Raw genomic sequence first — 24,882 nt, 5'->3', positions numbered from 1 at the left:
CGGCCTAAACCTTGCCCCCCTTTTCCTCTCGCCACTGACCTGACTACAGGTACAGTGGGAGTCTCCAAGGGGGAATACAGATGAATGAAGTTTTAGATTTTTGGTTTGGTCGATCGCACTCTCCTGAGTTTGGCAAAGTCCACAAGAAATGGTTTGAAAAAGATGCGGATTTTGATGCCCAAGTGCGCTCGCGCTTTCTGCCGCAATACAAACTAGCCGCCTCCGGTAAACTCGACTCATGGCAAGATTCCCCCGACAACTGCCTCGCATTAATTATACTGCTAGATCAATTTCCGCGCAATATGTTTCGCGGAACGCCTCAAGCATTCGCCACAGACAGCAAAGCTTTAGCCACCGCCGAATACGCTGTTAATAATAAATTCGATCGCCAATTGCTGACTGTACAAAAATTATTTGTTTATCTGCCTTTTCAACACAGCGAAAATTTAGAAAACCAGCAAAAATCTGTCGAACTATTTCGCCAACTCAGCGGCGAACCTGACAGCGATTCACTCATTGAATACGCGATGCAGCATTTAGAAATAATCGAGCGTTTTGGGAGATTTCCGCACCGCAATCAAATTCTCGGCCGCGAAACAACTCCCGAAGAAGCCGAGTTTCTCAAACAACCCGGTTCGGGATTTTAAAGCGCGATCGCAAAACCTCGATCGTTCTGATATATTCGAGACTTGTAGAGGCGGTTTTAGCGCGCAATCAGAACCAACAGCCATCTCTTTACAAAACCCGCCGCAACCCAGCGAATCTCAAATTGAATAGTGAAATTATGTCCGGTCGAGCGACCCCGATTTTGGTAGGGGCGGGTTCACCAACAATACCTGCCAATAATTGACCATCTCAAAAACCCGCCCCGACCGGGATATTATGGTTAATCGATCGGACATGATATGAAATTAGAAAAGAAGATAAATTCTTGATTCAACAAAAAGTATACGAGGGTGAAGAATTTATCGATCGCCCAATCCTCAGCGGCGATACTGCACCCGATAAATCCGGTTATTCGCTTCCTCAGTAAACAGCAAACTCCCGTCAGGTAAAACCAGCAAACCAACCGGCCTCCCCCAAGTTTTCGGGCCCGACGGATCTGTGAGAAAACCAGTCAGAAAATCCTCATAATAACCTTGAGGGCGTCCGTTCCCCGCATTAAAAGGTACAAACACGATTTTATAACCAGTTCCAGCGTTCCGATTCCAACTGCCGCGAAACGCCACAAATGCGCCGTTGAGAAATCTTTTGGGAAACGTTTTGCCGTCGTAAAACTGAAGCCCCAAAGCGGCCGAGTGCGCCTGAAACAGCACGTCTGGCATTAATGTTTTAGCAGCTAAATCAGGTCGATCGCTATTGCCATTTCTGGCGTGGCGCGGGTCGAGCAAATTCGGCTTAAAATAAGTGTAAGGCCAGCCGTAAAACTCACCTTGACGAATTCTTGTCAAGTAATCCGGCACCAAATCATCTCCCAAACCGTCGCGTTCGTTGACAGTCGTGTAGAGTTGATTGGTTTTTGGGTGAAAATCCAATCCTACCGGGTTTCGCAACCCAGAAGCAAAAATTTGCTGGTTCTTGCCGTCCAAATTCATGACTTGAACAGACGCCCTCGGCAGCGGTTCGACATCGGCATTAGACTGCGATCCAACTGAGACGAAAAGCTTGCTATTGTCGGGGGAAACGACAACATTTCGCGTCCAGTGTTGGTTGTATCCACCGCCCGGTAAATCGGCAATTTTTTGACCAGTACCTGTCAATTGTTCCTGCCCTTTTGTGTAGGGAAATCGGCGGACTTCAGCGGTATTTCCGAGGAAAAAATAGCGATCGGCAAAAGCCATGCCAAAGGGAATATTTAACCCGTTTTGGGCACTTGCAAAAGTCTTGCGAACCTCAGCAACCCCGTCGCCGTTGGCATCTCGCAACAGCGTAATCCGATTCTGCCGGGTTTCTGTTACCAAAACATCGCCTGTAGGCGTCACAGCTAGCCATCGGGGAGCGTCTAAATTGTCAGCAAAAACGTTGACGACAAAGCCAGGAGGCACTCGCAGCACTGGCGATGCGGGAATTGGTATTACTTGAGGAGGTTTTGAGGCGCTTTCGCTGGCTCCTGGCTGCGGCAAAGCAGTTGCAAAAATACGGATTGGCTGCGGCGACAGCGGTTTGGTCGGTACAATTTGATTTGTCCCAACATTTGTCACCGGTGCACGGGAGGGAATTTGCGACACGGCGCCGTTGTCGCCCACAGCAGGGGCGATCGCATCTGTAGCTCGATCGCACGCAATCATCGGCAACAGCAGAATTAGCAGCAAGAAATGCAGGTAATACATAGCAGCGATTTCTCCACAATTGCTGGACAATTCTATTATTCTAACTGCTATTAAACAGCTAAGCCACCGCGCAGGCGGTGGCTTAATTTTATTTACTGATACCAGTTGTACAAAACAATGCAATTGTAGGCCAGCGATCCAAACCTTGAGCTCGATCAGTCAATCGATTTTAGATTTTAGATTTTAGATTTTAGATTTTAGATTGAAGAACGCGACCCCACGAATGAATCCGGGGGCCCCGGATCAAATTGCTTGATTGTCATTGCCAATTCCCAATCGAAAATCCAAAATCAAAAACCGAAAATAGTATAGCCTAGCTCTACCAAAGTCCTCTCACAGGAGCCGGACGAGGAGCCGGAGCCGGAATTGGACGGGGAGCCGGCATCGGAGCCGGACGAGGAGCCGGACGAGGAGCCGGACGCGGTGGCGGTTCTGGAGCCGGACGCGGTGCTGGTGCTGGGGTTGCGGGACGAGCAACCGTTGTGGCTACGACCTTATAATCGGGGATCACCGCGATATTTTGTATCTGAGATCCGGCGACGGTGGCTCTGACTTTCATTCCCGGTACTAGGCCAATAATTCTCAGGACGCATCTTTGAATCCTGAGAGTCCTGTACGGCGCGTTTTCTTCGCGAATAGTTACTACATCGCCGACAATATCTTTGACAAAACCGACAATGGTTGTAGTGTTTGCTGTGGTGGTGGTCTGCGTTTGGGCTATTTGATTTGCAGGGTTAGCCATCGCAGGATGTACTGAGACCGCCGAAATTAGCACCGACAGTGTTGCACCTGTCAATAATTTGATGTTCTGAAGACGCATTGAAACCTCACATTAACTGCTATTCAGGGTTGGGTTTGCTTCCGCTGCACGAAAGTCCCAACTTCTATACCTAATCCAGTTTAATCCCCAGAGTAGGAAATTTATGACAATCTCAAAAAAAGATTATCGAACAAGTATTGAAAGACTAAATTTTACATCATAAGTTCCCGATTTACAACAAGTTCAGCGGTTTGCATCTCTAGAGTGTTGCCGTGATATATTGAGTTTATTCGAGCGACCGTAGCAGTTTTTTTCCGCAGACCTAACTGTTGCTGGGAGGAACTCTACCCAAAGACAGATTGTGCTTGCCGGATACTGCAGCGCCATAGTTTGAATACTCGATCGCCCGCTGGTCATTGCTAAAAAATCAAATTAGTCGGAGGTAAAATTTAATCATTTTCTGGCAAGATGTACGCCTAAACCGGGTTTTGTAACGACATTCTATTGCGGAACTCGACTGAGCAGCTTATAAAAACCTTGTTGTTTTGGTATTATTGCCTAAGCTTTGTGTTGAGTTACAAGTGATCGGTGGTGGAATTTCAACTAAAAACTGTGCAGCGCAGTTGCCGTCATTCGATTTTAGATTTTAAATTTTAGATTTTAGATTGACACCACGGATAAATCCGGGGGCTTGAGGATGCAAGGATTTTGGATTTGGGATTGATTCCACGGATAAATCACGTGGCGGGTACCACCTTTGAAATTCTTGGTCAAAAAGCCATATCAAAATTTTTCGGATCGGGTGCGGTTGGCGGATAATTAGATAGGAACTTTGTAGGAACTGCTGGTTAGGAGTTTAGCGAACAAAAAAATGGTGAACAGCAAATTTTTATTTAATAAGCTAGTTGTGCTTAGCTTGAGTGCAGCCGCGCTGTCGGTGGGCATACAGCAGCAGGCGACGGCCGAAGTTGTGGCTAATTCAAGTAATAGTGCGATCGCAGCGCAGCGGCCCACATCCGAGACACAATTGCCGAATCTCGGAGCCCCAGAACTGCCGCCCTTGGGAGAACCATTTCGTTATCTTCCCCAGGAACCAAATCCTGCGGTAAATCCTATTGAGGAAGTGCGTTTAGTGCTGAAATTGCGAGAACGCCGCGTCTATGTTTACCGACAAAATAAGGTGCAAACCAGTTTCCCGGTTGCTGTGGGAAAAGGCGGGTGGGAAACTCCTACCGGCAATTTTAAAGTTATGCAAATGATCAAAGATCCCGTTTGGCAAAATCCTTGGACAGGAGAACTTATTCCTGCTGGGCCAGACAATCCATTAGGGAGTAGGTGGATGGGGTTTTGGACGGATGGCAAGAATGTGATTGGTTTTCATGGTACTCCGAATCCAGAGTCGATCGGGGGGGCGGCTTCTCACGGCTGTGTCAGAATGTTTGACAAAGACGCACAGGCTTTATTTGAGAAAGTCGCAGTTGGCACACCGGTGATTGTTGAGCATTAATTATTTCGAGGTTGGGGTGCATCAAAATATCCAGGAACAGGCAAGATGCCTGTTCCACAAAAATTCAATACAGGCAAGATGCCTGTTCCACAAAAATTCAATTTTCTTGTGGGGAGTAGGGGTTGGGCAGGAGATCCCGCCCATGAAAGACTAATTGATAATGCAGCTATTGGGTGAGTTAAAACTTACATTTTGCACCCCTCTCAGCAACAGGCTTTCCGGCCTGTTCCACAACAAAGAGTTATATCATGTCCGGTCGATTCCCTCCGCTTCGCTTCGCCCGAAATCAGGTAGGGGCGGGTTCACCAACAATATCTGCCAATAATTGACAATCTCAAAAACCCGCCCGGCCGGGATATTATGGTTAATCGATCGGACATAATATTAAATAGATTGCTGATATTTTTCCAGCAACTCCGGGATGTAATCGTAGCCATCAACACCGATCGCCGGAATGATATTCCCTCGACTTTTCGCCAAAGCTTGTTTAAAAGATTCCGCCCCCATTTGACCCCGCAAAATTGTCAACAAACCAGCCGATTGACGCCACTCCATCGCACCAATTTGCTCCAAAGTATACATCCCCAAACTGCCCGCAAATATCGCTTTTTCTAGTGAGTTGATTCTGTAATAAGCTTGAGCCAAGTAAGCCAAATTCAGACCTTGCAAATATAAATCCCCTGAGAATTGAGCCGCTTGCCAACCTTTGAGCAAATATTCGATCGCACCTTCAGCATTTTCCAGGGCGATTTTAGCAATACCGAGACTGCTGGAACAAAAAGCTTGACTTTGCCTGTCTCCCAATCTTTCCGATAGCAACAAACCTTGTTCCAAATAACCGATCGCACTCTCATAAACCTCTGGTTCCACTTCCTCCAACTGCCGCGCTTGAAACACTTCACTGTAACCCAAATTAGCGAGAGCATTTGCCTCGCCTTGTCGCTCTCCCGCTTGTCGTGCCATAATTAAAGCCCGCTGGCTGTAATTAATCGCTTCCTGATAATTTTTTTGAGCCACATAGTTGCGGCTGATGTGATTGAGATTGGCAACTTCGCAAGCTTTGTCTCCTTCGGTACGAGCAATTTCCAGCGCTTGCTTGTGCAGCAAGATCGATCGCTCGTAGGCCCCAGCCGCCTGCATCGAATAACCCAAAAGCGTCAGAATCCGAGCTTTTGCTTGAGTGCCTTCAACTCGGCGCAGCGGTTCGTCTAAATAATCCAAAGTATGCCGCAGAGCTTTACCATCAAAGGAAGCGAAAATCCCCCCGTAAAGTGGAAAGTATTCTCGCTGAGAAAAAGCGCGCAAAATTTGCAAAGTTACTTGAAAACAAGCATTTGCCAACTGCTCGCCGCTCTTGGTAGAATTATTAAACCCACTAGCTAGCTGACTCCAAATTACCGCAAAAGTAATGTAAGTAGAAATTGAAGCTTTTGTTGACACTTTGGAATCGTAAACTTGCTTGTCAAACCATGTCGCCAACGCCCGCTGCAAGCACTGCAAAATAATCGCCACTTCCACCAATATGCCTAAATCTAAATTCGATTGCTGGGCTGCGAATTGAACTACAGATTCACCGAGCGCAATAGTCTTCAAAAGAGCCTGGGGAAAGGGACTGTTAACTTTTTTTGCCCAAAAAGCCCAAGGCCCATTTTCTTCGGGACTACCGGCAAATCCTAGCTGCTGCGGCTGATAAATCCAGCCCACAAGTTCCGGTTCCAAACGCTGCCAAGATTCTAAACCTTTAGCGATGCCGACGGTGATTTGCTGCAAATCTTGTTCGGTTTCGGGATTAGAAGTTTGCAGCATTTGTTGGTGCAGAGATTTTGCCAATTGCTGCAATTGAGCGAGAGTCAGCGGATGTTCTTTATTCGGATCGATTACTTGTAATAATGCCAGGAGGCGGGCGTTAGATTCGGCGGTAACGATTTGTTGGATTGAGGATGCAATTGCGCGATCGACGCGGTTATCTTTCTGCCAGCGTTCCCATTCTCCTTGGATGGTTTTGAGCGCTCGGAGGCTGCGATTTGCCTTTGCTTGTTTGATTTCGTCTTTTTCATTTCTGAGTTGATTTTCGGCGGCATCAAGGCGTTCGCCGAAACAGCGTTCAAATATTTCGCCAGTACCGGTGCTAATGTCTTGCACCAGCATTTGATAAACTTGTTCTTTGGAGCGAATTTGACCTTTGAGGGTGATTTCGACAATTTTGTCGATTAGTGCTAGGTAGCGATCGCGCAGTGAGGTAGATTCAGGCATAATTTATTTTTAGTTAATAAGTTTTTATCGACACCGCAGACAGTATTTCGCGCTGCTACTTAATTTTACAGCTCATCTGGATTAATGCCCATTGCTCGCAGTCGATCGGCTAAACGATTTGCTCGCTCTCTTTCTGATTCAGCTCGTTGCCTTTCAAACTCGGCTCGTTGCCTTTCTGATTCAGCTTGCTGTCTTTCAATTTCAGCTTGCTGCCTTTCAAACTCGGCGCGTTGGCTTTCCAATTGAGCTCGCTGTCTTTCAAATTCTTCTGGAGTCAGAATCAAATTGCCATTAATATCATACCAGCGCAACCACAACCTTTGATTTTGCAGGAAAGCACCTTCCCACAAACCCAAACTTAACTGTATTTCCGGTATCCAAAATCGAGAACCTGTTAACACTTGTTCGCGGTAACGGTTGCCAATTAACCGAAATACCCTCAATTGGTTGTTGTATTTGCTAAAAACAAAGTAATAAGGAATCTTCAAAATTATTTCGTAAACCTGCCACTTAGTCGGCGGTTTGTTTGGTTCTGATTCTGTCAGTCCTAAATCTTCATCTTCCGTACCAGGTGACAGAAATTCGATCGCAATTAAAGGAGTTACTGCTTCGTCCCAAATCACGTAACTTTGGCGCAAGTCTCTGTCTTGGTAAAATCTCGAAACCCCCACAACTAAATACCAATCGGGTCTTTTGTACCAATTGGGATGGTTGGAGTCGTAGTATAGATTGAGATCGCTGGCCGAGAAGAGGCGATCGGGTGGATAATTAGAGGGGAGGCAGCTATCGCACAAAAGTTGTGCTTGCCACCGATGATATTCGTCAGGCAAACCTGGTTCCTCCGGGTCTTCACTGGGTAGATCGTACATCGTAGGGAGGACTTTTGTCTGGGAATGCTGCGAATCCGGTACGTACATCGTCATAAGATTACCCGGGCGAGACGGCTTGAGGAGATTGAAGCGGTACGGCAATTGTAATATTATAGCGCGATGTGATTTCTTGCTGCAGAAAGTCGGTATCTTTTGCACCGGGAATTTTATCGAGATAGCAATTTTTTACTGCTAACAGAAAGCCTGCGATCGCTTCTGATGAATTTGGGGAGTCGGCTACCTTCAATAAATATTGCCATTAACTCTCATCTTGGTCGTTAATATCTAGCGGTGCAATCGCTGAGTTTATCCTCTGTTCCGCTGCGGTTTATTGGGTTTAAATAGTGCAGCCTTAACTCAAAAAAATTAGCTGGTGAATGGCCGTCTGTTGTGCCTTCTTTCTTGGCAATGAGTGGGTTGCCAGAAAGTTGGGCTAGCAAAACGGTGATGTTTCTGTCGCGGGCTATTTCGGTTTTAAGGTTTCGTAGATTTTGAGCAGCCGCAGTGGGTTGATGGCAAAGTTTCCCAAGAGGACAAATATGTAAATTCCCCAGATGTAGGCATTTTTGGGAAGTGATTTGATGAAGGGGCGATTGCTTTGTTCAGCTTTGAGAGCATTGATGTATAGCCTTTCTCAGAAAGATGAGGTACTCATGGGCATAGGGCATAGGGCATAGGGCATAGGCCTCCGTGGGCATCCTCACCACGCTTGAGAACCGCTATATACACGGAGATTTGCGATCGTTGTTTGTGACAAATTAGCTTTAGGTTCATCCAAAATTTTTAAGGCTGATTCTAGGTTTGATACAGCCTGATTTAACTCCGGTGAAGTTAGCGTCTTTGCTTTTTCTTGAAGGTGAAGAGCAATACTTAGCAAGACAGGGGCCGCAGGGCTACGCACATTTGCATCGGAGTCTTTCAGCAGCGGAACTAGCTGCGGCACAACAGTTTTAGCTTCTGCACCAATCATCCTCAAAGCAGAGGTTGCACTACCTACGCACATTTGGATTGGAGTCTTTCAGCAAGACAATTAGCTGCGGCAGTGCAGTTTAAGCTTTTGCACGGATTTTATTCAAAGCAGAGGCTGTACTACTACGCACATTTGGATTGGAGTCTTTCAGCAAGACAATTAGCTGCGGCAGTGCAGTTTTAGCTTCTGCACCAATCATCCCCAAAGCATTGGCTGCACTACTACGCACAGTTGCATCTGAGTCTTGAAGCAGGGAAATTAGCTGTGGCACAGCAGTTTTAACTTCTGCACGCATCCTTGCCAAAGCATAGTCTGCACGGCTACGCACAGTGGCATCGGAGTCTTTCAGCAACAGAATTAGCTGCGGCAGTGCAATTTTAGCTTCTGCACCGATACTTCCCAAAGCATTGGCTGCACGGCTACGCACAGTGGCATCGGAGTCTTTCAGCAACAGAATTAGCTGCGGCACAGCAGTTTTAGCTTCTGCACCCATCCTTCCCAAAGCATAGTCTGCACGGCTACGCACAGTTGCATCGGAGTCTTTCAGCAACAGAATTAGCTGCGGCAGTGCAATTTTAGCTTCTGCACCCACCGACACATCTGAGTCTTTCAAGGTTTTGACAAAGGCAGGAATAGCAGGAAAACCAATTTGTCTTAGAACCTCAGCAGCACTCTGGCCGACTGACAAATTCTGATCCTGCAAAGCTTCCATCCAATCAGGGATGGCGGGTTCACCTATTTTTCGTAACAGCTTAATAGCTGCATCAAGTGCCGTTTCATTGTTACTCTTTAACTTGTCGGTGAGGGAGGCAATCTGTTTGGGATTAGCTGTGGGTTCCTCCCCAATTCCACCCGCAGCATTGCGAGTCAACAGCAAAGGCGATGTGAAAGATAGAAACGAGAGGGCAATTACGGCAGCTAATCTTTGTCGGCAGTGCTTCGTCATGGGCTAGAATCCTTGTGTTTGATGAGCCGTCTCAGCCATTGGAATAATTGTGTATACATTCTCATCAAACTGTTTCAGGACTCCGGGGCATCTAAATTTGTGCTTGTCCGTGGTGAAATCGATCGCCCTAAATACTGCTTGAAAAGGGGGACTTTAAGAACATTCGGCAGTCTAAGGCATAATGAGATATCTTATATTCGTTCTATGATGTGTTTATGATTTCCGAACCCCTTACCCTCTCAACAAGCAATCCTGTTTTAGCAGCCAAAGGATTAACTCGTCGTTTTGGTGGTTTAATTGCGGTAAACGACGTATCTTTCACAGTTCAAAAACACGAAATTTTTGGATTAATCGGCCCTAACGGCGCGGGCAAGACAACTCTATTTAATCTCATGACTGGACTGATACCTGCTTCTAGTGGCAACCTGATTTATCAAAATGAAAATATTTCCCAATTGAAGCCTTATCAAATTGCCAATAAAGGTATTGCCAGAACTTTTCAAAATATCCGGTTATTTGGGGAACTTTCTGCTGTGGAAAATGTGGCGATCGCCCGACACATCCATAGTCGATCGGGCAATCCAGTTTTATCGGTGCTGGCGGGGATTTTCGGCTTGCCAGCATCTAACGCAATGGAACGCACAACCCAGCGGAAAGCCTTAGAATTGTTGGAGTTAGTCGGATTGGGCGATCGCGCGGGCGAACAAGCCAAAAACTTGTCCTACGGCGACCAGAGGCGCTTAGAAATTGCCCGCGCTTTAGCCCTAGAACCGCAAATACTCTTGTTAGATGAACCGGCAGCGGGGATGAATCCCAATGAAAAGCACAAATTAAGCGAATTTATCCGCGAAGTACGACAACAATTCAATTTAACTGTAATATTGATCGAGCATCATGTACCGCTAGTTATGGGATTGTGCGATCGCATTGCCGTCTTGCATTTCGGTCAGCTTATTGCCTTGGGCGAGCCTGCTGTTGTGAGGAATGACCCGGCTGTGATTGAGGCTTATTTGGGAGATGAAAAATAACTAAGGAAACCCGGCGATTGGAAATCGCGTCTACACAAACAATGTCCGCCTACGCGGACTAAGAGTAATATTAAAAAATCACATATTGCACCATTATTACACATTCTGTAGGGGCGGGTTCACCGACAATAATTGCCTAAAAATAACAATCTCATAAACCCGCCCCCACCCAACGGTAAATCGGAATCTACCTCAAAGTCACAGAAAATGCACGAAAGCCCACCCAAAATATCTCAAAATATCCTCTTAGAACTCAAGAATCTTTCGGTAAATTATGGTGGCATTCAAGCCATACAAAATATTAATCTCACGATTAATGCAGGCGAGGTTGTCAGTCTCATCGGTGCCAACGGTGCGGGCAAAAGTACCACATTGAGAGCGATTTCTAAAATAGTTAATTTGCGACAAGGACAAATTATTTATAACGGGCGCGACATTAGCCGCCGCCAAGCTCACGAAGTTGTGAAATTGGGAATCGCCCACAGTCCAGAAGGGCGGCGGGTTTTGGCGCAGCAAACGGTGTTAACTAACTTAGAATTAGGGGCCTATATTCGATCGGACTCGGCGGCAGTAAAAGCCGATTTAGAGCGCCAATTTGAGATATTTCCGCGCTTAGCAGAAAGACGCCGCCAGCTAGCAGGAACCCTCAGCGGCGGGGAACAGCAAATGCTGGCGATCGCCCGCGCGTTGATGTCGCGCCCCAAACTGCTACTATTAGACGAGCCTAGTTTAGGCTTAGCACCCGCGATCGTCAAAGAAATTTTCGGAATTATTCACAACCTGCGTTCCACAGGCGTTACAATCCTTTTAGTCGAACAAAACGCCAGTTTAGCACTGCAAATTGCCGATCGGGGTTACGTGCTAGAAGCTGGTAACATTACTCTCACAGGTATGGGAGCGGAGTTGCTAAACGACGAGCGAGTCAGGAGCGCATATTTAGGATGACTTGGTTAATTTTAGGACTCTTGACCGCTTTTTTTGAAGCCGTCAAAGACGTTTTTGGGAAACAAAACCTCAAAAAAAGTGACGAATATGTCGTCGCTTGGTCTCTCTCATTTTTTTCAGTCATCTTTTTGATTCCCTGGGTATTATATACAGGAATTCCGCCATTAAACTCTCAATTTTGGCTTGCCCTATTAATCGGAGGTAGCATCAACGCTGTCACATCCCTCCTCTACATCAAAGCCATCAAAGTATCAGATTTATCCCTAACACTACCGCTGGTAGCTTTGACACCATTATTCATGTTGGTAACTTCACCGTTAATTGTCGGTGAATATCCCCAACTTTTTGATTATATTGGCATTTTACTAATCGTAGGAGGCTCTTATTTATTAAATATAAAAGAGAAATCAAAAGGATATTTAGCCCCATTCAAAGCACTGCTGAATGAACCAGGACCCAAATTGATGTTAATCGTCGCATTACTATGGAGTATTGCCTCAAATTTTGACAAAATAGGAGTTACAAATTCATCCCCTATTTTTTGGGTATTCTCTTTGTTTGGTACAATCAGTGTCTTGCTACTGCCAGTTTTATTGCACAAAACCCCAAATTCAGGGCGAAAAATTCTCAAACAATTACCAATGCTAGCTGCTATGGGGTCTTTCAATGCTATTGGAGTGCTTTTTCAAATGCAAGCTTTGACATTAACTTTGGTAGTGCAAGTGATCGCGATTAAGCGTACTAGCGTGTTAATGGGTGTATTATTCGGTCATTTCATTTTTAAGGAAAAAGATATTCAACAAAGATTATTAGGGGCCGGAATCATGATTTTGGGAGTTTTATTTATCAGTTTATAGTTTGAGATTTCCGGGACTTTGACCACGAATTTATTGAGGGTATTCGCCACGTGATTTATCCGTGGAATCAATCCAAAATCGAAAATCGAAAATCACTTATTGCCCCCGCATTTATCCGTGGGGTAAATCTAAAATCTAAAATCTAAAATCTAAAATCGATTGACGCTCATTCTCCCCCCGAATGTAGGGGCGGTGCCTCCGTGCCCGCCCTCTCTCGGTTTGCCGGGAATGTCCGGGTTGGGAAACACGCTCTAGCCTCTATTTATGTATAAGTCATGTTATACTCAAGGCGATCGCACTTTCTCTCACTATTTATTAAAATAAAAAAAATTAATGCACAAAATAGCAGCCACGCCCGGAGGTTGGAACCCTCAATCAGAAGGAGTAATTTTTATTCAGCAAACCCCTGCACCAATAGTATTTATTAGTGCTGCTGACACCGACATTCAAACTCTCGCAGCCGCCGCATCCAAAATGCCGGCAAATTTTCCCAAAGTGCGCGCAGTAAATCTGCTTCAGTTGCAGCAACAACTAACAATTGATACTTATGCAGAGGAAGTTTTAGAACGCGCAGAGGTCATAATCTTAAGACTGTTAGGAGGGCGTTCTTATTGGTCTTACGGCTTAGAGATTCTGCGGGAAACAGTGCAGAAAACTAACGCAGCACTGATTGTAATGCCGGGAGAAGACAGTCCCGATCCCGATTTAATCAGCCATTCCAATGTATCGCTGTCAGCAGTCAATAAACTGTGGCGCTACTTCACAGAAGGCGGAGTCCAAAACTTTGTTAACGCACTCAAATTTGCCGCCGATACTTGCCTGAAAACTGCTTATAATCCACCGCTACCTCAAACAGTCTCCCGCGTCGGAATTTATGATTGGATCGGGCGCGGGGAGGAGTGTTTTGAAACTTTACCACCAGATTCAGATCCCCCTAAATCCCCCTTAATAAGGGGGACTTTGACCGCTTCTTGCCCCCCCCTTATTAAGGGGGGCAGGGGGGGATCTCCGGGTTTACCACCAGATTCAGAGCCCCCTAAATCCCCCTTAACAAGGGGGACTTTGACAACTTCTTGCCCCCCCCTTATTAAGGGGGGCTGGGGGGGATCTCCGGGTTTGGAAACACTCCCTAAAGGGTACGGCGAGGGCGGGCACGGGGGCACCGCCCCTACGGTCGGAATATTATTTTATAGAGCTCATTACTTATCAGGAAACTTAGCACCAATTGATGCACTTTGTCAAGCTCTATCTGAGCGAAACTTAGTCCCCGTTCCCGTCTTTGTGTCTTCTTTGCGGGAACCAGATTTGCAAATAGAATTGCTGGAATATTTCCAACCTAAGGAATCAGAACCAATTCAATTATTGCTCAACACCACAAGTTTTGCAGTCTCCGGTTTCAGCAATCAAGAACCGGAACAAAACAGCTTAAAATCCTTAGACGTTCCCGTATTGCAAGCAATCTTCAGCGGTGGCGGTTTGGAACAGTGGGAAACGGAACTTCAGGGACTTTCGCCCCGCGATGTGGCGATGAATGTAGCATTGCCAGAAGTAGACGGAAAAATCATTACTAGGGCTGTTTCTTTTAAAGCCGTACAGACTTGGAACAGCGAATTAGAAACAGATGTAGTAGGCTATGTAGCAGCGGGCGATCGCATTTCATTTGTAGCAGATTTAACCGCGAATTGGGTGAAAATGAAACAAACCCCAGCCGCCAACAGACGCATCGCCATAATTCTGGCAAATTACCCCACTCGCAACGCCCGCTTAGCCAACGGGGTCGGCTTAGATACCCCCGCTAGCTGTGTCGAAATCCTCAAAGCTATGCAGCAAGCTGGCTATCAAATTGAAAACATCCCGGCTAGTGGCAACGAGTTAATTGAACTCCTGACTTCCGGCGTGACAAATGACCCCGAAGGACGCGAATTGCGGCCTGTTCATCAATCTTTGGATTTGGCAGAATATGAAGAATATTTTGCTAGTTTGCCGCAGGAAGTGCAAGATGGAATTTGTAAAAGATGGGGGCTTCCGGGAAGCTATGCACAAGATTTTATAAGTAACAATAGGTCTTTTCCGATTCCGGGAATTCATTTCGGTAATGTATTTGTAGGAATTCAACCATCGCGGGGATACGAACTTGACCCCGCGTTAAATTATCATGCCCCAGACTTAGAACCAACTCACAATTATCTAGCTTACTATTATTGGTTGCGAGAAAAATTGGGAATTGACGCTATAATTCATGCTGGAAAACACGGCAACTTAGAATGGCTTCCCGGTAAAAGTATAGCCTTGTCTAACAAATGTTATCCAGAAGTAGCATTAGGCGCGATGCCGAATTTTTATCCCTTCATTGTCAACGATCCGGGGGAAGGTTCCCAGGCAAAAAGACGATCGCAAGCTGTGATTATCGACCACCTGACGCCGCCGATGACTCGCGCCGAACTCTACGGGCCTTTGCAACAGTTGGAAACCTTAATCGACGAGTATTGCGAAGCCCAAAGTTTAGATCCGTCCAGATTGCCCATGATTCGCGATCGCATTCTCGCCCTCACCAACAAAGAAAACTTAGATAAAGACTTAGGAATACAACTAAATAAATCAGAATTTACAGAATTTATCACCCGCACAGATGGCTATCTTTGCGAACTCAAAGAATCCCAGATTCGTGACGGATTGCACATTTTCGGGCAGTGTCCCGAAGGTAGACAGTTGAGAGATTTGATAATTGCGATCGCCCGCCATCCCACCAACGGGCGATCGGGCTTAACCCGCGCCCTAGCAGAAGACTCAGGCTACGATTTCGACCCCTTAACCTGCGATCCAACGTCGATAATTCAGCACCGCACAGCAGGCGATTTAACAGCCGAACTCGAAGAAAAAGCCGCTGAATTAGTAGATAACTTAATCGAAAACATCCGCGTCAATCCGCGTTCATCTGCGGTCACAAATTCCCAAATAGGAGAAGCAACCCAACAAGAATTAGAGTGGATAAATAACTATCTTTTACCTTCCCTCCTCCAAACAAACCAAGAAATTACCAACCTTTTGCGCGGACTAGATGGGCGGCACATACCAAGCGGCGCATCCGGCGCACCCACCCGCGGCAGGCCAGATGTATTGCCCACAGGTCGCAATTTTTACTCAGTAGATATCCGCGCCATTCCCACAGAAACCGCATGGAGAGTTGGCAGAGTTGCTGCTGAAACTTTAATCGAAAGATACACCCAAGAAAACGGCGAATATCCGAAAACTTTGGGTTTGTCAGTGTGGGGAACATCCACCATGCGGACGGGGGGAGATGACATCGCCGAAGCCTTGGCGCTGATAGGAGTTCAACCAGTTTGGGATGGCCCTTCGCGCCGGGTTGTAGATTTTGAAATCTTGCCAATTTCTGTTTTGGGGCGGCCGCGAGTTGATGTTACTTTGCGAATTTCTGGCTTTTTCCGCGATGCTTTTTTTAATTTAATTGATTTGTTTGATAGTGCGGTAAAAGCTGTGGCAGATTTAGAGGAATCGGCAGAAAATAACCCTTTAGCAGCACAAGTTAAAAAAGAGATTTTGTATTGGGAATCTACAGGTTTGAGTCAGGAAGAGGCGCAAGGGCGATCGCAATTTCGAGTGTTTGGCTCAAAACCGGGTGCTTACGGGGCAGGACTTCAAGGCATAATTGAAGCTCAAAACTGGACAGACGACAGCGATTTAGCAAAAGCTTACATTAATTGGAGCAGTTACGCCTATACCTCCTCTAGTTCCTCAAATTTGCCGGGAGATGTAGCAGGAGTTAAACAGAGTGAATGGGGATGTTCTGCACCCGAAGCATTTGAACAACGCCTCGGTCAAATGCAAATAGTTCTGCAAAACCAAGACAACCGCGAACACGACATCCTCGACTCGGACGATTATTATCAATTCCAAGGCGGAATGACGGCCGCAATTCGCAATTTGCAAGGCAAAAATCCTGAAACCTATTTCGGAGATAATTCGATTCCTGAGAATCCGAAAGTGCGGCAACTGCGAGAAGAAATTGCGCGGGTTTATCGCAGCAGGGCTGTGAATCCCAAATGGATAGAAGGTGCGATGCGACACGGTTATAAAGGCGCTTTTGAAATAGCAGCAACTGTAGATTTTTTGTTTGCTTACGATGCTACGGCAAATTGTGTAGAGGATTTTATGTATGAAGGAATCGCAGAGGCTTACATTTTTGATGAGAAAGTGCAGGCATTTATTCAAGAAAACAATCCTTGGGCACTGCGAGATATGGCGGAAAGATTGCTAGAAGCTCGTCAGCGGGGGTTGTGGCAGAGTGCGAACCAGGATACATTGGATAAATTGAGGTCGATCGCCCTGCAAGCCGAAGCAGTCATCGAATCCCATACTGGTTTCTAGTCTGAACGGAGAAATGATAGAATTTAGTTAATATGCGAGGAATCAATGTTGCGCGATCTCACCATCCAAAATTATCGCTGTTTTAAAGATTTTCATATCGACGATCTAGCTAGGGTTAATCTGATAGTTGGTCAGAACAATAGCGGTAAAACTACTTTTTTGGAAGCCATTTATTTATTAGTCCAACAACAGAGTATTCAAGCTTTGTTTGATGTACTAAATGGCCGTGGCGAAATGAGCAACATAAAAACTCAACTTGCATCGGGCCAAGCAGTAAACCGCAGCAAGTATCAATTTGAACATATTTTTTACGGACATCAACTAACCCCAGATCGAAGTATTTACATTCAATCCCAGAAAGAAGAACAACTCTCACTCAAAATCCAAGCAAACCCTACAAACCAACAAGAGGTAATTCCGGTAGCTGAAGAACTAGAAACAAGATTTTTAGCATGGGAATTAATTGCTTACTACAATCAAAATTCCCGAGTCAAAATTTCACTGCTGCGCGATGCGACTATTGCTAATATTAGTAGTTTACTTTCGGTTCAATCAACAGAGATACATGATAACTCTTTGTCGCTTGTTGGAGCCAGCAAAGATAATTATAATTTAATCAAAACTACGGCAATAACTTTTAACAAAATGGCTGGGCTTTGGGATGCTATTACACTGACACCAAAAGAAGAAAGCGTAGTAGCAGCAATGCAAATCTTAGAACCAGATGTAGAACGTATTAGTTTTACCAGTAATCCCACTAATAACAGTGGTATTTTGATTAAAATTAGAGGACAGAATCACCCAATTCCTCTAGGCAGTATGGGAGATGGTATGCAACGAATTCTTAGTATAGCAATGGTAGCAGTCTCATCAGAGAATGGTTTTTTGTTGGTTGATGAAATTGATACAGGTCTTTACTATCAAACCCAAACTGATATGTGGCGATTGATATTTGAAACAGCACAGCGATTGAACGTTCAAGTCTTTGCAACTACCCACAGTTGGGATTGTATAGCCGCATTTCAAGAAGCCTTAGAACAGTCAGAAGATAGTTCTGTTGGCAAATTATTTCGCTTGAGCCGGCGCGGCGAGGATATTCGTGCAGTTGAATACACTCCCGATGAATTGTCCGTTGCAGTGCGCCAAAGTATCGAGGTGCGCTGATGCCAAAAGCACGAAAACCTCCTCAATCAAAACCTCAACAGTTATTGGTAGAAGGTAAGAATGACCGACACGTAATCTGGGCTTTGTGCCAGCAATATCAACTGCCAGAAACATTTTCCGTCGAAGTACCGCAAGAAGAAGGTAGAGAAGGAAGTACAGAAGGAGTTGATGCGCTGCTAAATGGCTTGCCAGAAAGATTGAAAGCAGAGAATTTACGCACGTTGGGAATTGTGGTAGATGCCGATCGCAATTTAAGTGGGCGGTGGCAATCTCTTAAAGATAAACTGAGTTCGATCGGCTATCGAGACATCCCGCAATCTCCCCCTCCCGAAGGCTGGGTTTGCACACCTTCAGATCCATACTTGCCTCGCGTCGGAGTTTGGTTGATGCCAAACAATCAACTTCCTGGAATGTTAGAAGATTTTGTCGCCTATCTCATCCCTCCTGGCGACACCCTGCATCCGAAAGCAGAAGCAATTTTACAAGAGATCGAACAAGCCGGACTTAACCGCTACACTTTAACTCATCATCCCAAAGCGCTAATCCACACTTGGCTGGCATGGCAGAAAACGCCTGCAATGCCGATGGGACAAGCAATAACAGCGCAGGTGCTCAGGTGCGATTGCCCGATCGCCTTAATTTTTATTGAATGGTTAAAACATCTGTTTGAGCTAATTGCTCGATCCGCCGAATAATGAGTAATATCTAGTAATGTTTCGCGATCGCTGAAAGCTTTATGATTCGCCGCTACATTGCTAGCATCAGCACCAGCATCCTCAAACGTACCTGCGCCGCAGCCGCTGTATTAGCCGTAACTTTGGGATGTTCGTCAACGAAGCCACCCAACACCGCAGGGCCATCGGGTTCGATCGAATCCACAGTCCTAGCGCAGTCGCCAACGTCTCTGTTAGCTCAAAACCCCAACAAAACCAGAAAATCCCTCAGCGTTCCCTCATGCCCCCAAAACGATGCCTTCACGGAGTCAGTTAACTTTGCCACCCAAGCTTCTAATTTGGCTCAATCAGCCAATTCAAAAGAAGACTGGGACGAAGTAGCCGCCCTGTGGGTGCAGGCCGTCGCCTGGATGCAAGCCGTTCCCCCCGGCAGTCCCAGGCGGGCTTTTGCGGAGAAAAAAGTGGTGGAGTACATGAGAAACCTGGTTTATTCCCAACAGCAAGCGGGCGCAAACGGATCGCAAGCCAGTACAGTCAGCTTCAGCAGCGATTTACTCAACGAACAACTCGAACTTTACCTATCCTACGTTGCTGCCGTCGGGCCACCAGATGTTTTGATTGTCGGCAGTTCCCGCGCATTGCAGGGCGTAGATCCCAAACAGCTAAAACAATCTTTGGCCCAAAGGGGCCGTCCGGGCTTAAAAGTATTTAACTTTTCAGTCAACGGTGCAACTGCACAAGTAGTTGACTTTCAACTGCGGCGGCTTTTGAAGCCGGATCATTTGCCTCAAATGATTGTCTGGGCGGATGGTGTGCGCGCATTTAACAGCGGCCGGGACGATCGCACTTTTAATTCGATCGTCGATTCTGAAGGCAGCCAACTTATAGCCGCAGGCGTTCGCCCCGAACTGCCGTCGGATGAACCGAATGTGATTCCCCAGTGTTACAGATTCCCGCAGCCCTGCGCTAAAAATACTTTCCGCAAAGCATTGGCATCTGTCGATCGACCTTTCACGGGCGGGCAAGACGCGCACCCCCTACTCCCCACAATCAAATTCCTATCTAGTGGAACGGGCATCTTGCCCGTTGCTAACACCCAACCCCTACTCCTCACAATCAAATCCCTCTCTAGTGGAACCGGCATCTTGCCCGTTGCTAACACCCAACCCCTACTCCCCAAAATCAAATTCCTGTCAAGTGGAACCGGCATCTTGCCCGTTGCTAACACCCAACCCCTACTCCCCCCAATCAAATTCCTGTCAAGTGGAACGGGCATCTTGCCCGTTGCTGAGAAGGCTGCAAGATATGACTTAAAACCGATCGCAGCAGATGCAGCAACCCAAAAAGCACAATTGATTCCAGTCTCGCGACGCACAACAGTAGCCATCCGACAACTCAACCAATTGGCAGATTCGATCGACTCCAACGGATTCATGGCTATGTCGGGCAAGTACAATCCCAACACTTATTATCGAGAACGCGCTTACGTTTCAGGCCAGTACGATCGCGACTACGAAAACTTCAACCTCGGAGGCAAACAAGCAACAGCCTTTAATTCAGTTGTAGCATTTACCAAAGCTCGCAAAATTCCCCTAATTTTCGTCAATTTGCCCCTCACCGACGACTACTTAGACGGAACTCGCCTGCGGGCAGAACAGCAGTTTCGACAGCGAATGCAGCAACTCTCGCGGCAAAAAGGCTTCGCTTTCCGCGACTTTTCGCAGCGGTGGCCGGGCCGCAATGACTATTTTGTTGACCCCAGCCACCTCAACCGCTTTGGGGCCAGCGCAGTTTCTAGCCTACTCGCTGCCGATTCCAGCATTATCTGGCCACGGCCCAAATCCAGCCGCAGCGACGGGTGAAGGAAGTTCGGCAACGGATTCTGTAACGGATGTAACGGATGTAACGGATGTAACGGATGTAACGGATGTCAGTCCGAGGGAAGTCGGAAGATGTGGAAATGCAGTCATAATAATATTTCTTATTCCCGGCTTTCTTTTTACCAGGCAAATCCTGGTAACGCAGATCCACAGGCTCTGCCTCGCAATGCTCAAAAATAGTTTAAAATCTAACCTGATGTCCAAAACCAATTTCTGCGATCGAACATTTTAAGATATTTCACTCAGCCTAAGATCTAACAATCAAAAATCCAAATATCGATAGATTGTGAGCTCACTCTAAAATCTAACAATCCAAAATCCAAAATCTAAAATCTAAAATCGATAGGTTGTGCAACTAAAACAAGTAATTATCGCCCACAAAGCCAGAGATACCCTCAGCCAGCGGTGGGCAGAACAGTGTGCCCGCCAATTAGAAAGTCGCGGGTGTCAGGTTTTAATGGGGCCGAGTGGCCCCAAAGATAACCCGTATCCGGTGTTTTTAGCTTCTAGTAACAGCCCAATAGATTTAGCGGTGGTGCTCGGCGGCGACGGTACTGCCCTAGCTGCGGCGCGGAATTTGGCTGCTGACGGCATCCCGATTTTGGCAGCGAATGTGGGGGGACATCTGGGTTTTTTAACCGAGTCTTTTGATGATTTCCAAAATACTGAGGAGATTTGGGACAGACTTTCGGAAGACAGGTATGCTGTGCAGACGCGGATGATGTTGCAGGCAACAGTTTTTGAGGGAAACAGAAGCAATCTCGAACCCCAAAGCGATCGATTTTTGGCACTCAATGAAATGTGTGTCAAACCTGCTTCAGCCGATCGAATGCCGAGCTGTATTCTAGAAATGGAAGTTGACGGCGAAGTAGTCGATCAATATCAAGGCGACGGTTTAATTGTGGCAACTCCCACCGGTTCGACTTGCTACACCGCATCTGCCAACGGGCCGATAATGCACTCGGGAATGGAGGCGATCGCAGTTACTCCGATTTGCCCTTTGAGTTTATCCAGTCGGGCGATCGTCCTGCCGCCCGGTTCAGTCGTCAGCATTTGGCCTTTAGCAGATTACGAACTCAGTACCAAACTCTGGACAGACGGCATTTTGGGTACTGCAATTTGGCCAGGACAGCGCGTAGACGTGCGGAAGGCGGACTGCGAAGCCAAGTTTATCATTTTGCGGGAAAACTATTCTTATTTCAACACTTTGAGGGAAAAACTTCACTGGGCAGGAGCCCGAATTCGGTACAGCAACAATCACCGCAATTAATCCGAATCATCGACCATTAATCATTAATCTGTAGGGGCGGGTTTTACCAACAATATTTGCCTAAAATCAATAATCTCATAAACCCGCCCCCACAAGGCGATAAATCGCAATTTACATTTTTATGCTTCGAGCGAAAGAAAGGTTGATCTGGGTTATTAGTTGTGTGGGGGCGGGTTTATATAGATGGTTTGCGGTCATTAAATATTATTCGTAAAACCCGCCCCTACAGGATGCTATTTTACAGGCAAAACCCACCTTACCCAACCCATAATCTCTGTACTTTGTTAAGATCGCTCAATATCTTGACAAACAGCCTAATCTATGCAGATTTTCAAAAAATCAACCCGACCTTTCAACCCTCAAGATACATATCCCTGTCCCGTGTGCCGCACCGGTCAAATTTCCACCCTAGCACTGATGGACGCCCTAGCTTGCAACTTCTGCCAGCACATTTATACCGCCAGCGTTGAAAGACAATCGCTCCAAATGGCCGATCGCCAACCGCCCGTAACTTGGCACTGGAACGGCAAACAGTGGATAGGAGCCCACCTCGAAGGCGTAGAATTCGGATGGCCCTACTTGGCAGCGGCTTTGGGTCTAATATTCCTTCCCACTACCTTGCTGGGACTTTCAGCTTACTATTTTCCCCCGGTTCCCGGCAGCCGGTTGTCGTGGCTGCCCCTAGCTTGGACAGGCTTAGCTTTTTTGTCCCATTTAGGAATCGTGCTGTGGTTGATAGGTGAATTTTATCAATTCCCGGTAGTAACTTACTTCAGAGCTTGGGGGCGCAGGATAAGCCGGCGCTAGCTTAAATGCTCTCTAACAGCCGATCGTCCTCGGACTTTGCACCGACATCGATCCAGGTAAAATTAGAGGCGATCGCAAAATTCAATTCCCAATCAGCACTGAAGCAGCTATAATCGTTAGCTATTCTAAATAGTCAAAAGCAAACGCATTGCGATTTGTGAGGAGAGCGATGAACATACTTGGAATCTCGGCGTACTATCACGACAGCGCCGCAGCCTTAATTCGCGACGGAGAAATTATAGCAGCAGCGCAGGAAGAAAGATTTTCCCGCAAAAAGCATGACGCCAGATTCCCTAAGAATGCGATCGCTTATTGCTTGAAAGAAGCAAAAATAGATTTGCGGGAAGTCGATCGAATAGTTTTTTACGACAAACCTTTAGTCAAATTCGAGCGCCTTCTCGAAACCTATTTAGCCTACGCACCCCAAGGTTTTCGCTCTTTCCTAGCAGCCATGCCGATATGGCTCAAAGAAAAGCTTTACCTCAAAACCATGCTCAAAAGAGATCTGGCAGCAATAGCAAACTGCAAAACAAATAAACTGCCATCTCTGCTATTTACCGAACACCACCAATCCCACGCAGCATCGGCATTTTTCCCCAGCCCGTTTCAAAAAGCAGCCGTTTTGTGCCTCGACGGCGTGGGCGAGTGGGCCACAACCTCAGTTTGGTTGGGAGACGGGAACCAACTTACACCTCAGTGGGAAATCGATTTTCCCCACTCCTTGGGTTTGCTTTATTCAGCTTTCACCTATTACACCGGCTTCAAAGTCAACTCTGGTGAATACAAACTCATGGGTTTAGCTCCTTATGGCGAACCCAAGTATGTAGACAAGATTCTCAACTATTTAATCGACCTCAAAGATGACGGAACTTTCCGTTTGAACATGGATTATTTCAACTATACAGTTGGCTTAACCATGACAAACAAGAAGTTTGACGAACTGTTTGAAGGGCCGCCACGTCAAGCTGAAGGAAAATTGACTCAGCGAGAAATGGACATTGCAGCTTCCATTCAAGTTGTTACCGAAGAAGTTGTTTTGCGGCTTTGCAGAACAGTTAAAAAAGAATTGGATGTGGATTATCTTTGTCTTGCCGGCGGCGTTGCTCTCAACTGTGTTGCTAACGGCAGACTCTTGCGGGAAGGTATTTTCAAAGATATTTGGATTCAGCCTGCAGCGGGAGATGCTGGCGGTGCTTTGGGTGCGGCTTTGGCGATTTGGTATCAGTATTACGAACAAACTCGCACTGTGAGCGCGAACTCGACAGCAAATAGTATAGAATCCCTCAAAACTGAACTTATCACTACAAACGCAGCGGTTGAGGAGAGGACTGAAGTTCTCACTGCAAACCAAGCGGTGGCAACTGTGGCGAAGTCTGTTGCTCATTTAACTTGTCACGACAAAATGCGGGGCTCATATTTGGGGCCGAGGTTTACTGACGCAGAAATTCTCGAATATTTGGATGCTGTCAAAGCCAGCTATCACCGATTGGAGGATGCCGAATTAATGCCGCAGTTGGCGGAAATTTTGGAACAGGGAAATGTGGTGGGATGGTTCCAGGGGCGGATGGAATTTGGGCCGCGGGCTCTGGGCGGTCGATCGATCATTGGCGATCCCCGCAGTGCTAAAATGCAGTCCGTGATGAACCTGAAAATTAAATATCGGGAATCATTTCGACCTTTTGCGCCGTCAATCTTAGCCGAACGAGTTGCGGATTATTTCGAGATTGACCATTCCAGCCCTTATATGCTATTAGTAGCACCTGTCAAATCCAGTCTCCGCATTCCCATGACTGCGGAACAAGAGCAGTTGTTTGGCATTGAAAAGCTCAACATTCCGCGTTCCGAGATTCCGGCTGTCACCCACGTCGATTACTCGGCTCGCATCCAAACTGTTCACAAAGAAACCAATCCTCGCTACTATGACTTAATCAGCCATTTTGAAAAGCGATCGGGCTGTTCTATTGTGGTAAATACTTCTTTCAACGTCCGAGGCGAACCCATTGTTTGCACTCCAGAGGATGCTTACCGCTGTTTCATGCGAACCGAAATGGACTATCTGGTTTTGGAAAATTACTTGCTTCCCAAGTCCGAACAAATTCCTTGGAAACAAGATGATGCTTGGAAAAATGAATTTGAACTAGATTAGTCATTAGTCATTAGTCATTAGTCATTAGTCATTAGTTATTAGTTGGAACGAATAACTAATAACTAATTCCCCATTCCCCATTCCCCATTC

19 protein-coding genes are annotated in these 24,882 nt (G+C 46.4%); 12 read left to right on the top strand and 7 right to left on the bottom strand.

All coding sequences use genetic code 11. The features are described 5' to 3' along the window. Positions 1-80 precede the first annotated feature (80 nt). Positions 81-647, top strand: a complete 567-nt coding sequence (locus tag QT990_RS28865) for a DUF924 family protein (protein ID WP_333147479.1) — start codon at positions 81-83, stop codon at positions 645-647. 336 nt (positions 648-983) lie between these two features. Here QT990_RS28865 and QT990_RS28860 read toward each other — a convergent pair whose 3' ends face one another. Continuing rightward, positions 984-2,330 (bottom strand): PQQ-dependent sugar dehydrogenase, encoded by a 1,347-nt coding sequence (locus tag QT990_RS28860; protein ID WP_333147476.1) that lies wholly within the window; start codon positions 2,328-2,330, stop codon positions 984-986. A 319-nt stretch (positions 2,331-2,649) separates the two neighbouring features. Continuing rightward, on the bottom strand, positions 2,650-3,150 hold the full coding sequence (locus QT990_RS28855) for an autotransporter (RefSeq protein WP_333147474.1): 501 nt from the start codon (positions 3,148-3,150) through the stop codon (positions 2,650-2,652). A gap of 811 nt (positions 3,151-3,961) precedes the next feature. Here QT990_RS28855 and QT990_RS28850 point away from each other — a divergent pair. After that, the gene (locus QT990_RS28850; protein ID WP_333147472.1) at positions 3,962-4,597 is read left to right on the top strand and encodes a L,D-transpeptidase; all 636 of its coding nucleotides are present in this window, start codon (positions 3,962-3,964) and stop codon (positions 4,595-4,597) included. Positions 4,598-4,981: 384 nt separating this feature from the next. Here the strand turns inward: QT990_RS28850 and QT990_RS28845 are convergent, their stop codons facing one another. From QT990_RS28845 to QT990_RS28825, 5 genes are all read right to left on the bottom strand, one after another. After that, positions 4,982-6,850, bottom strand: coding sequence for a tetratricopeptide repeat protein (locus QT990_RS28845; protein WP_333147468.1), 1,869 nt, complete (start codon positions 6,848-6,850; stop codon positions 4,982-4,984). Between the two features lie 65 nt (positions 6,851-6,915). After that, entirely contained in the window at positions 6,916-7,773 is an 858-nt protein-coding gene (locus tag QT990_RS28840; RefSeq protein ID WP_333147465.1) for a Uma2 family endonuclease, read from the bottom strand. Between the two features lie 4 nt (positions 7,774-7,777). After that, positions 7,778-7,966, bottom strand: a complete 189-nt coding sequence (locus tag QT990_RS28835; protein ID WP_333147463.1) for a hypothetical protein — start codon at positions 7,964-7,966, stop codon at positions 7,778-7,780. Between the two features lie 453 nt (positions 7,967-8,419). Next, the gene (locus tag QT990_RS28830) at positions 8,420-8,722 is read right to left on the bottom strand and encodes a hypothetical protein (RefSeq protein ID WP_333466069.1); all 303 of its coding nucleotides are present in this window, start codon (positions 8,720-8,722) and stop codon (positions 8,420-8,422) included. A gap of 46 nt (positions 8,723-8,768) precedes the next feature. Continuing rightward, positions 8,769-9,635 carry a HEAT repeat domain-containing protein gene (locus QT990_RS28825; protein WP_333147460.1) on the bottom strand — a complete coding sequence of 289 codons (867 nt, stop codon included), beginning with the start codon at positions 9,633-9,635 and terminating at the stop codon, positions 8,769-8,771. 215 nt (positions 9,636-9,850) lie between these two features. On the opposite strand from QT990_RS28825, the gene QT990_RS28820 reads away from it, so the two are divergent. From QT990_RS28820 to QT990_RS28775, 10 genes are all read left to right on the top strand, one after another. Then, on the top strand, positions 9,851-10,663 hold the full coding sequence (locus QT990_RS28820; RefSeq protein WP_333147458.1) for an ABC transporter ATP-binding protein: 813 nt from the start codon (positions 9,851-9,853) through the stop codon (positions 10,661-10,663). Positions 10,664-10,870: 207 nt separating this feature from the next. Continuing rightward, positions 10,871-11,608, top strand: coding sequence for an ABC transporter ATP-binding protein (locus QT990_RS28815; RefSeq protein ID WP_333147456.1), 738 nt, complete (start codon positions 10,871-10,873; stop codon positions 11,606-11,608). After that, complete coding sequence (locus QT990_RS28810; protein WP_333147454.1) at positions 11,605-12,465, top strand: EamA family transporter; 861 nt, start codon at positions 11,605-11,607, stop codon at positions 12,463-12,465. The genes QT990_RS28815 and QT990_RS28810 overlap by 4 nt, the downstream gene beginning before the upstream one ends. A 333-nt stretch (positions 12,466-12,798) precedes the next feature. Then, a complete protein-coding gene (gene cobN / locus QT990_RS28805; protein ID WP_333466068.1) occupies positions 12,799-16,851 on the top strand; it encodes a cobaltochelatase subunit CobN in 4,053 nt (1,350 codons plus the stop codon). A gap of 45 nt (positions 16,852-16,896) precedes the next feature. Further along, positions 16,897-18,015: an ATP-binding protein gene (locus tag QT990_RS28800; RefSeq protein ID WP_333466067.1), complete on the top strand. Its 1,119-nt coding sequence runs from the start codon at positions 16,897-16,899 to the stop codon at positions 18,013-18,015. Next, positions 18,015-18,710, top strand: a complete 696-nt coding sequence (locus QT990_RS28795; RefSeq protein WP_333409165.1) for a DUF3226 domain-containing protein — start codon at positions 18,015-18,017, stop codon at positions 18,708-18,710. Before QT990_RS28800 ends, QT990_RS28795 begins: the two co-directional genes overlap by 1 nt. Positions 18,711-18,751: 41 nt before the next feature. Continuing rightward, a complete protein-coding gene (locus tag QT990_RS28790; protein WP_333466066.1) occupies positions 18,752-20,551 on the top strand; it encodes a hypothetical protein in 1,800 nt (599 codons plus the stop codon). Between the two features lie 367 nt (positions 20,552-20,918). Beyond that, positions 20,919-21,839: an NAD(+) kinase gene (locus tag QT990_RS28785; protein ID WP_333146630.1), complete on the top strand. Its 921-nt coding sequence runs from the start codon at positions 20,919-20,921 to the stop codon at positions 21,837-21,839. Between the two features lie 321 nt (positions 21,840-22,160). Beyond that, positions 22,161-22,646 (top strand): hypothetical protein, encoded by a 486-nt coding sequence (locus QT990_RS28780; RefSeq protein ID WP_333146632.1) that lies wholly within the window; start codon positions 22,161-22,163, stop codon positions 22,644-22,646. Positions 22,647-22,815: 169 nt separating this feature from the next. Next, on the top strand, positions 22,816-24,792 hold the full coding sequence (locus tag QT990_RS28775) for a carbamoyltransferase (protein WP_333146634.1): 1,977 nt from the start codon (positions 22,816-22,818) through the stop codon (positions 24,790-24,792). Positions 24,793-24,882: the final 90 nt, after the last annotated feature.

Source organism: Microcoleus sp. T3_B1 (genome assembly GCF_036700445.1).
GTDB lineage: Bacteria > Cyanobacteriota > Cyanobacteriia > Cyanobacteriales > Microcoleaceae > Microcoleus.
Note: the sequence above shows the minus strand (reverse complement) of the source record. Positions and strands in the feature narration are given on the sequence as shown.

Coding starts and splice junctions, on each gene's coding strand:
- QT990_RS28830 (WP_333466069.1), bottom strand. CDS start 8,722: ATGTGCGTAGGTAGTGCAACCTCTGCTTTGAGGATGATTGGTGCAGAA.
- QT990_RS28810 (WP_333147454.1), top strand. CDS start 11,605: ATGACTTGGTTAATTTTAGGACTCTTGACCGCTTTTTTTGAAGCCGTC.
- QT990_RS28790 (WP_333466066.1), top strand. CDS start 18,752: ATGATTCGCCGCTACATTGCTAGCATCAGCACCAGCATCCTCAAACGT.
- QT990_RS28850 (WP_333147472.1), top strand. CDS start 3,962: ATGGTGAACAGCAAATTTTTATTTAATAAGCTAGTTGTGCTTAGCTTG.
- QT990_RS28825 (WP_333147460.1), bottom strand. CDS start 9,635: ATGACGAAGCACTGCCGACAAAGATTAGCTGCCGTAATTGCCCTCTCG.
- cobN (WP_333466068.1), top strand. CDS start 12,799: ATGCACAAAATAGCAGCCACGCCCGGAGGTTGGAACCCTCAATCAGAA.
- QT990_RS28820 (WP_333147458.1), top strand. CDS start 9,851: ATGATTTCCGAACCCCTTACCCTCTCAACAAGCAATCCTGTTTTAGCA.
- QT990_RS28795 (WP_333409165.1), top strand. CDS start 18,015: ATGCCAAAAGCACGAAAACCTCCTCAATCAAAACCTCAACAGTTATTG.
- QT990_RS28840 (WP_333147465.1), bottom strand. CDS start 7,773: ATGACGATGTACGTACCGGATTCGCAGCATTCCCAGACAAAAGTCCTC.
- QT990_RS28780 (WP_333146632.1), top strand. CDS start 22,161: ATGCAGATTTTCAAAAAATCAACCCGACCTTTCAACCCTCAAGATACA.
- QT990_RS28845 (WP_333147468.1), bottom strand. CDS start 6,850: ATGCCTGAATCTACCTCACTGCGCGATCGCTACCTAGCACTAATCGAC.
- QT990_RS28800 (WP_333466067.1), top strand. CDS start 16,897: ATGTTGCGCGATCTCACCATCCAAAATTATCGCTGTTTTAAAGATTTT.
- QT990_RS28860 (WP_333147476.1), bottom strand. CDS start 2,330: ATGTATTACCTGCATTTCTTGCTGCTAATTCTGCTGTTGCCGATGATT.
- QT990_RS28865 (WP_333147479.1), top strand. CDS start 81: ATGAATGAAGTTTTAGATTTTTGGTTTGGTCGATCGCACTCTCCTGAG.
- QT990_RS28815 (WP_333147456.1), top strand. CDS start 10,871: ATGCACGAAAGCCCACCCAAAATATCTCAAAATATCCTCTTAGAACTC.
- QT990_RS28775 (WP_333146634.1), top strand. CDS start 22,816: ATGAACATACTTGGAATCTCGGCGTACTATCACGACAGCGCCGCAGCC.
- QT990_RS28855 (WP_333147474.1), bottom strand. CDS start 3,150: ATGCGTCTTCAGAACATCAAATTATTGACAGGTGCAACACTGTCGGTG.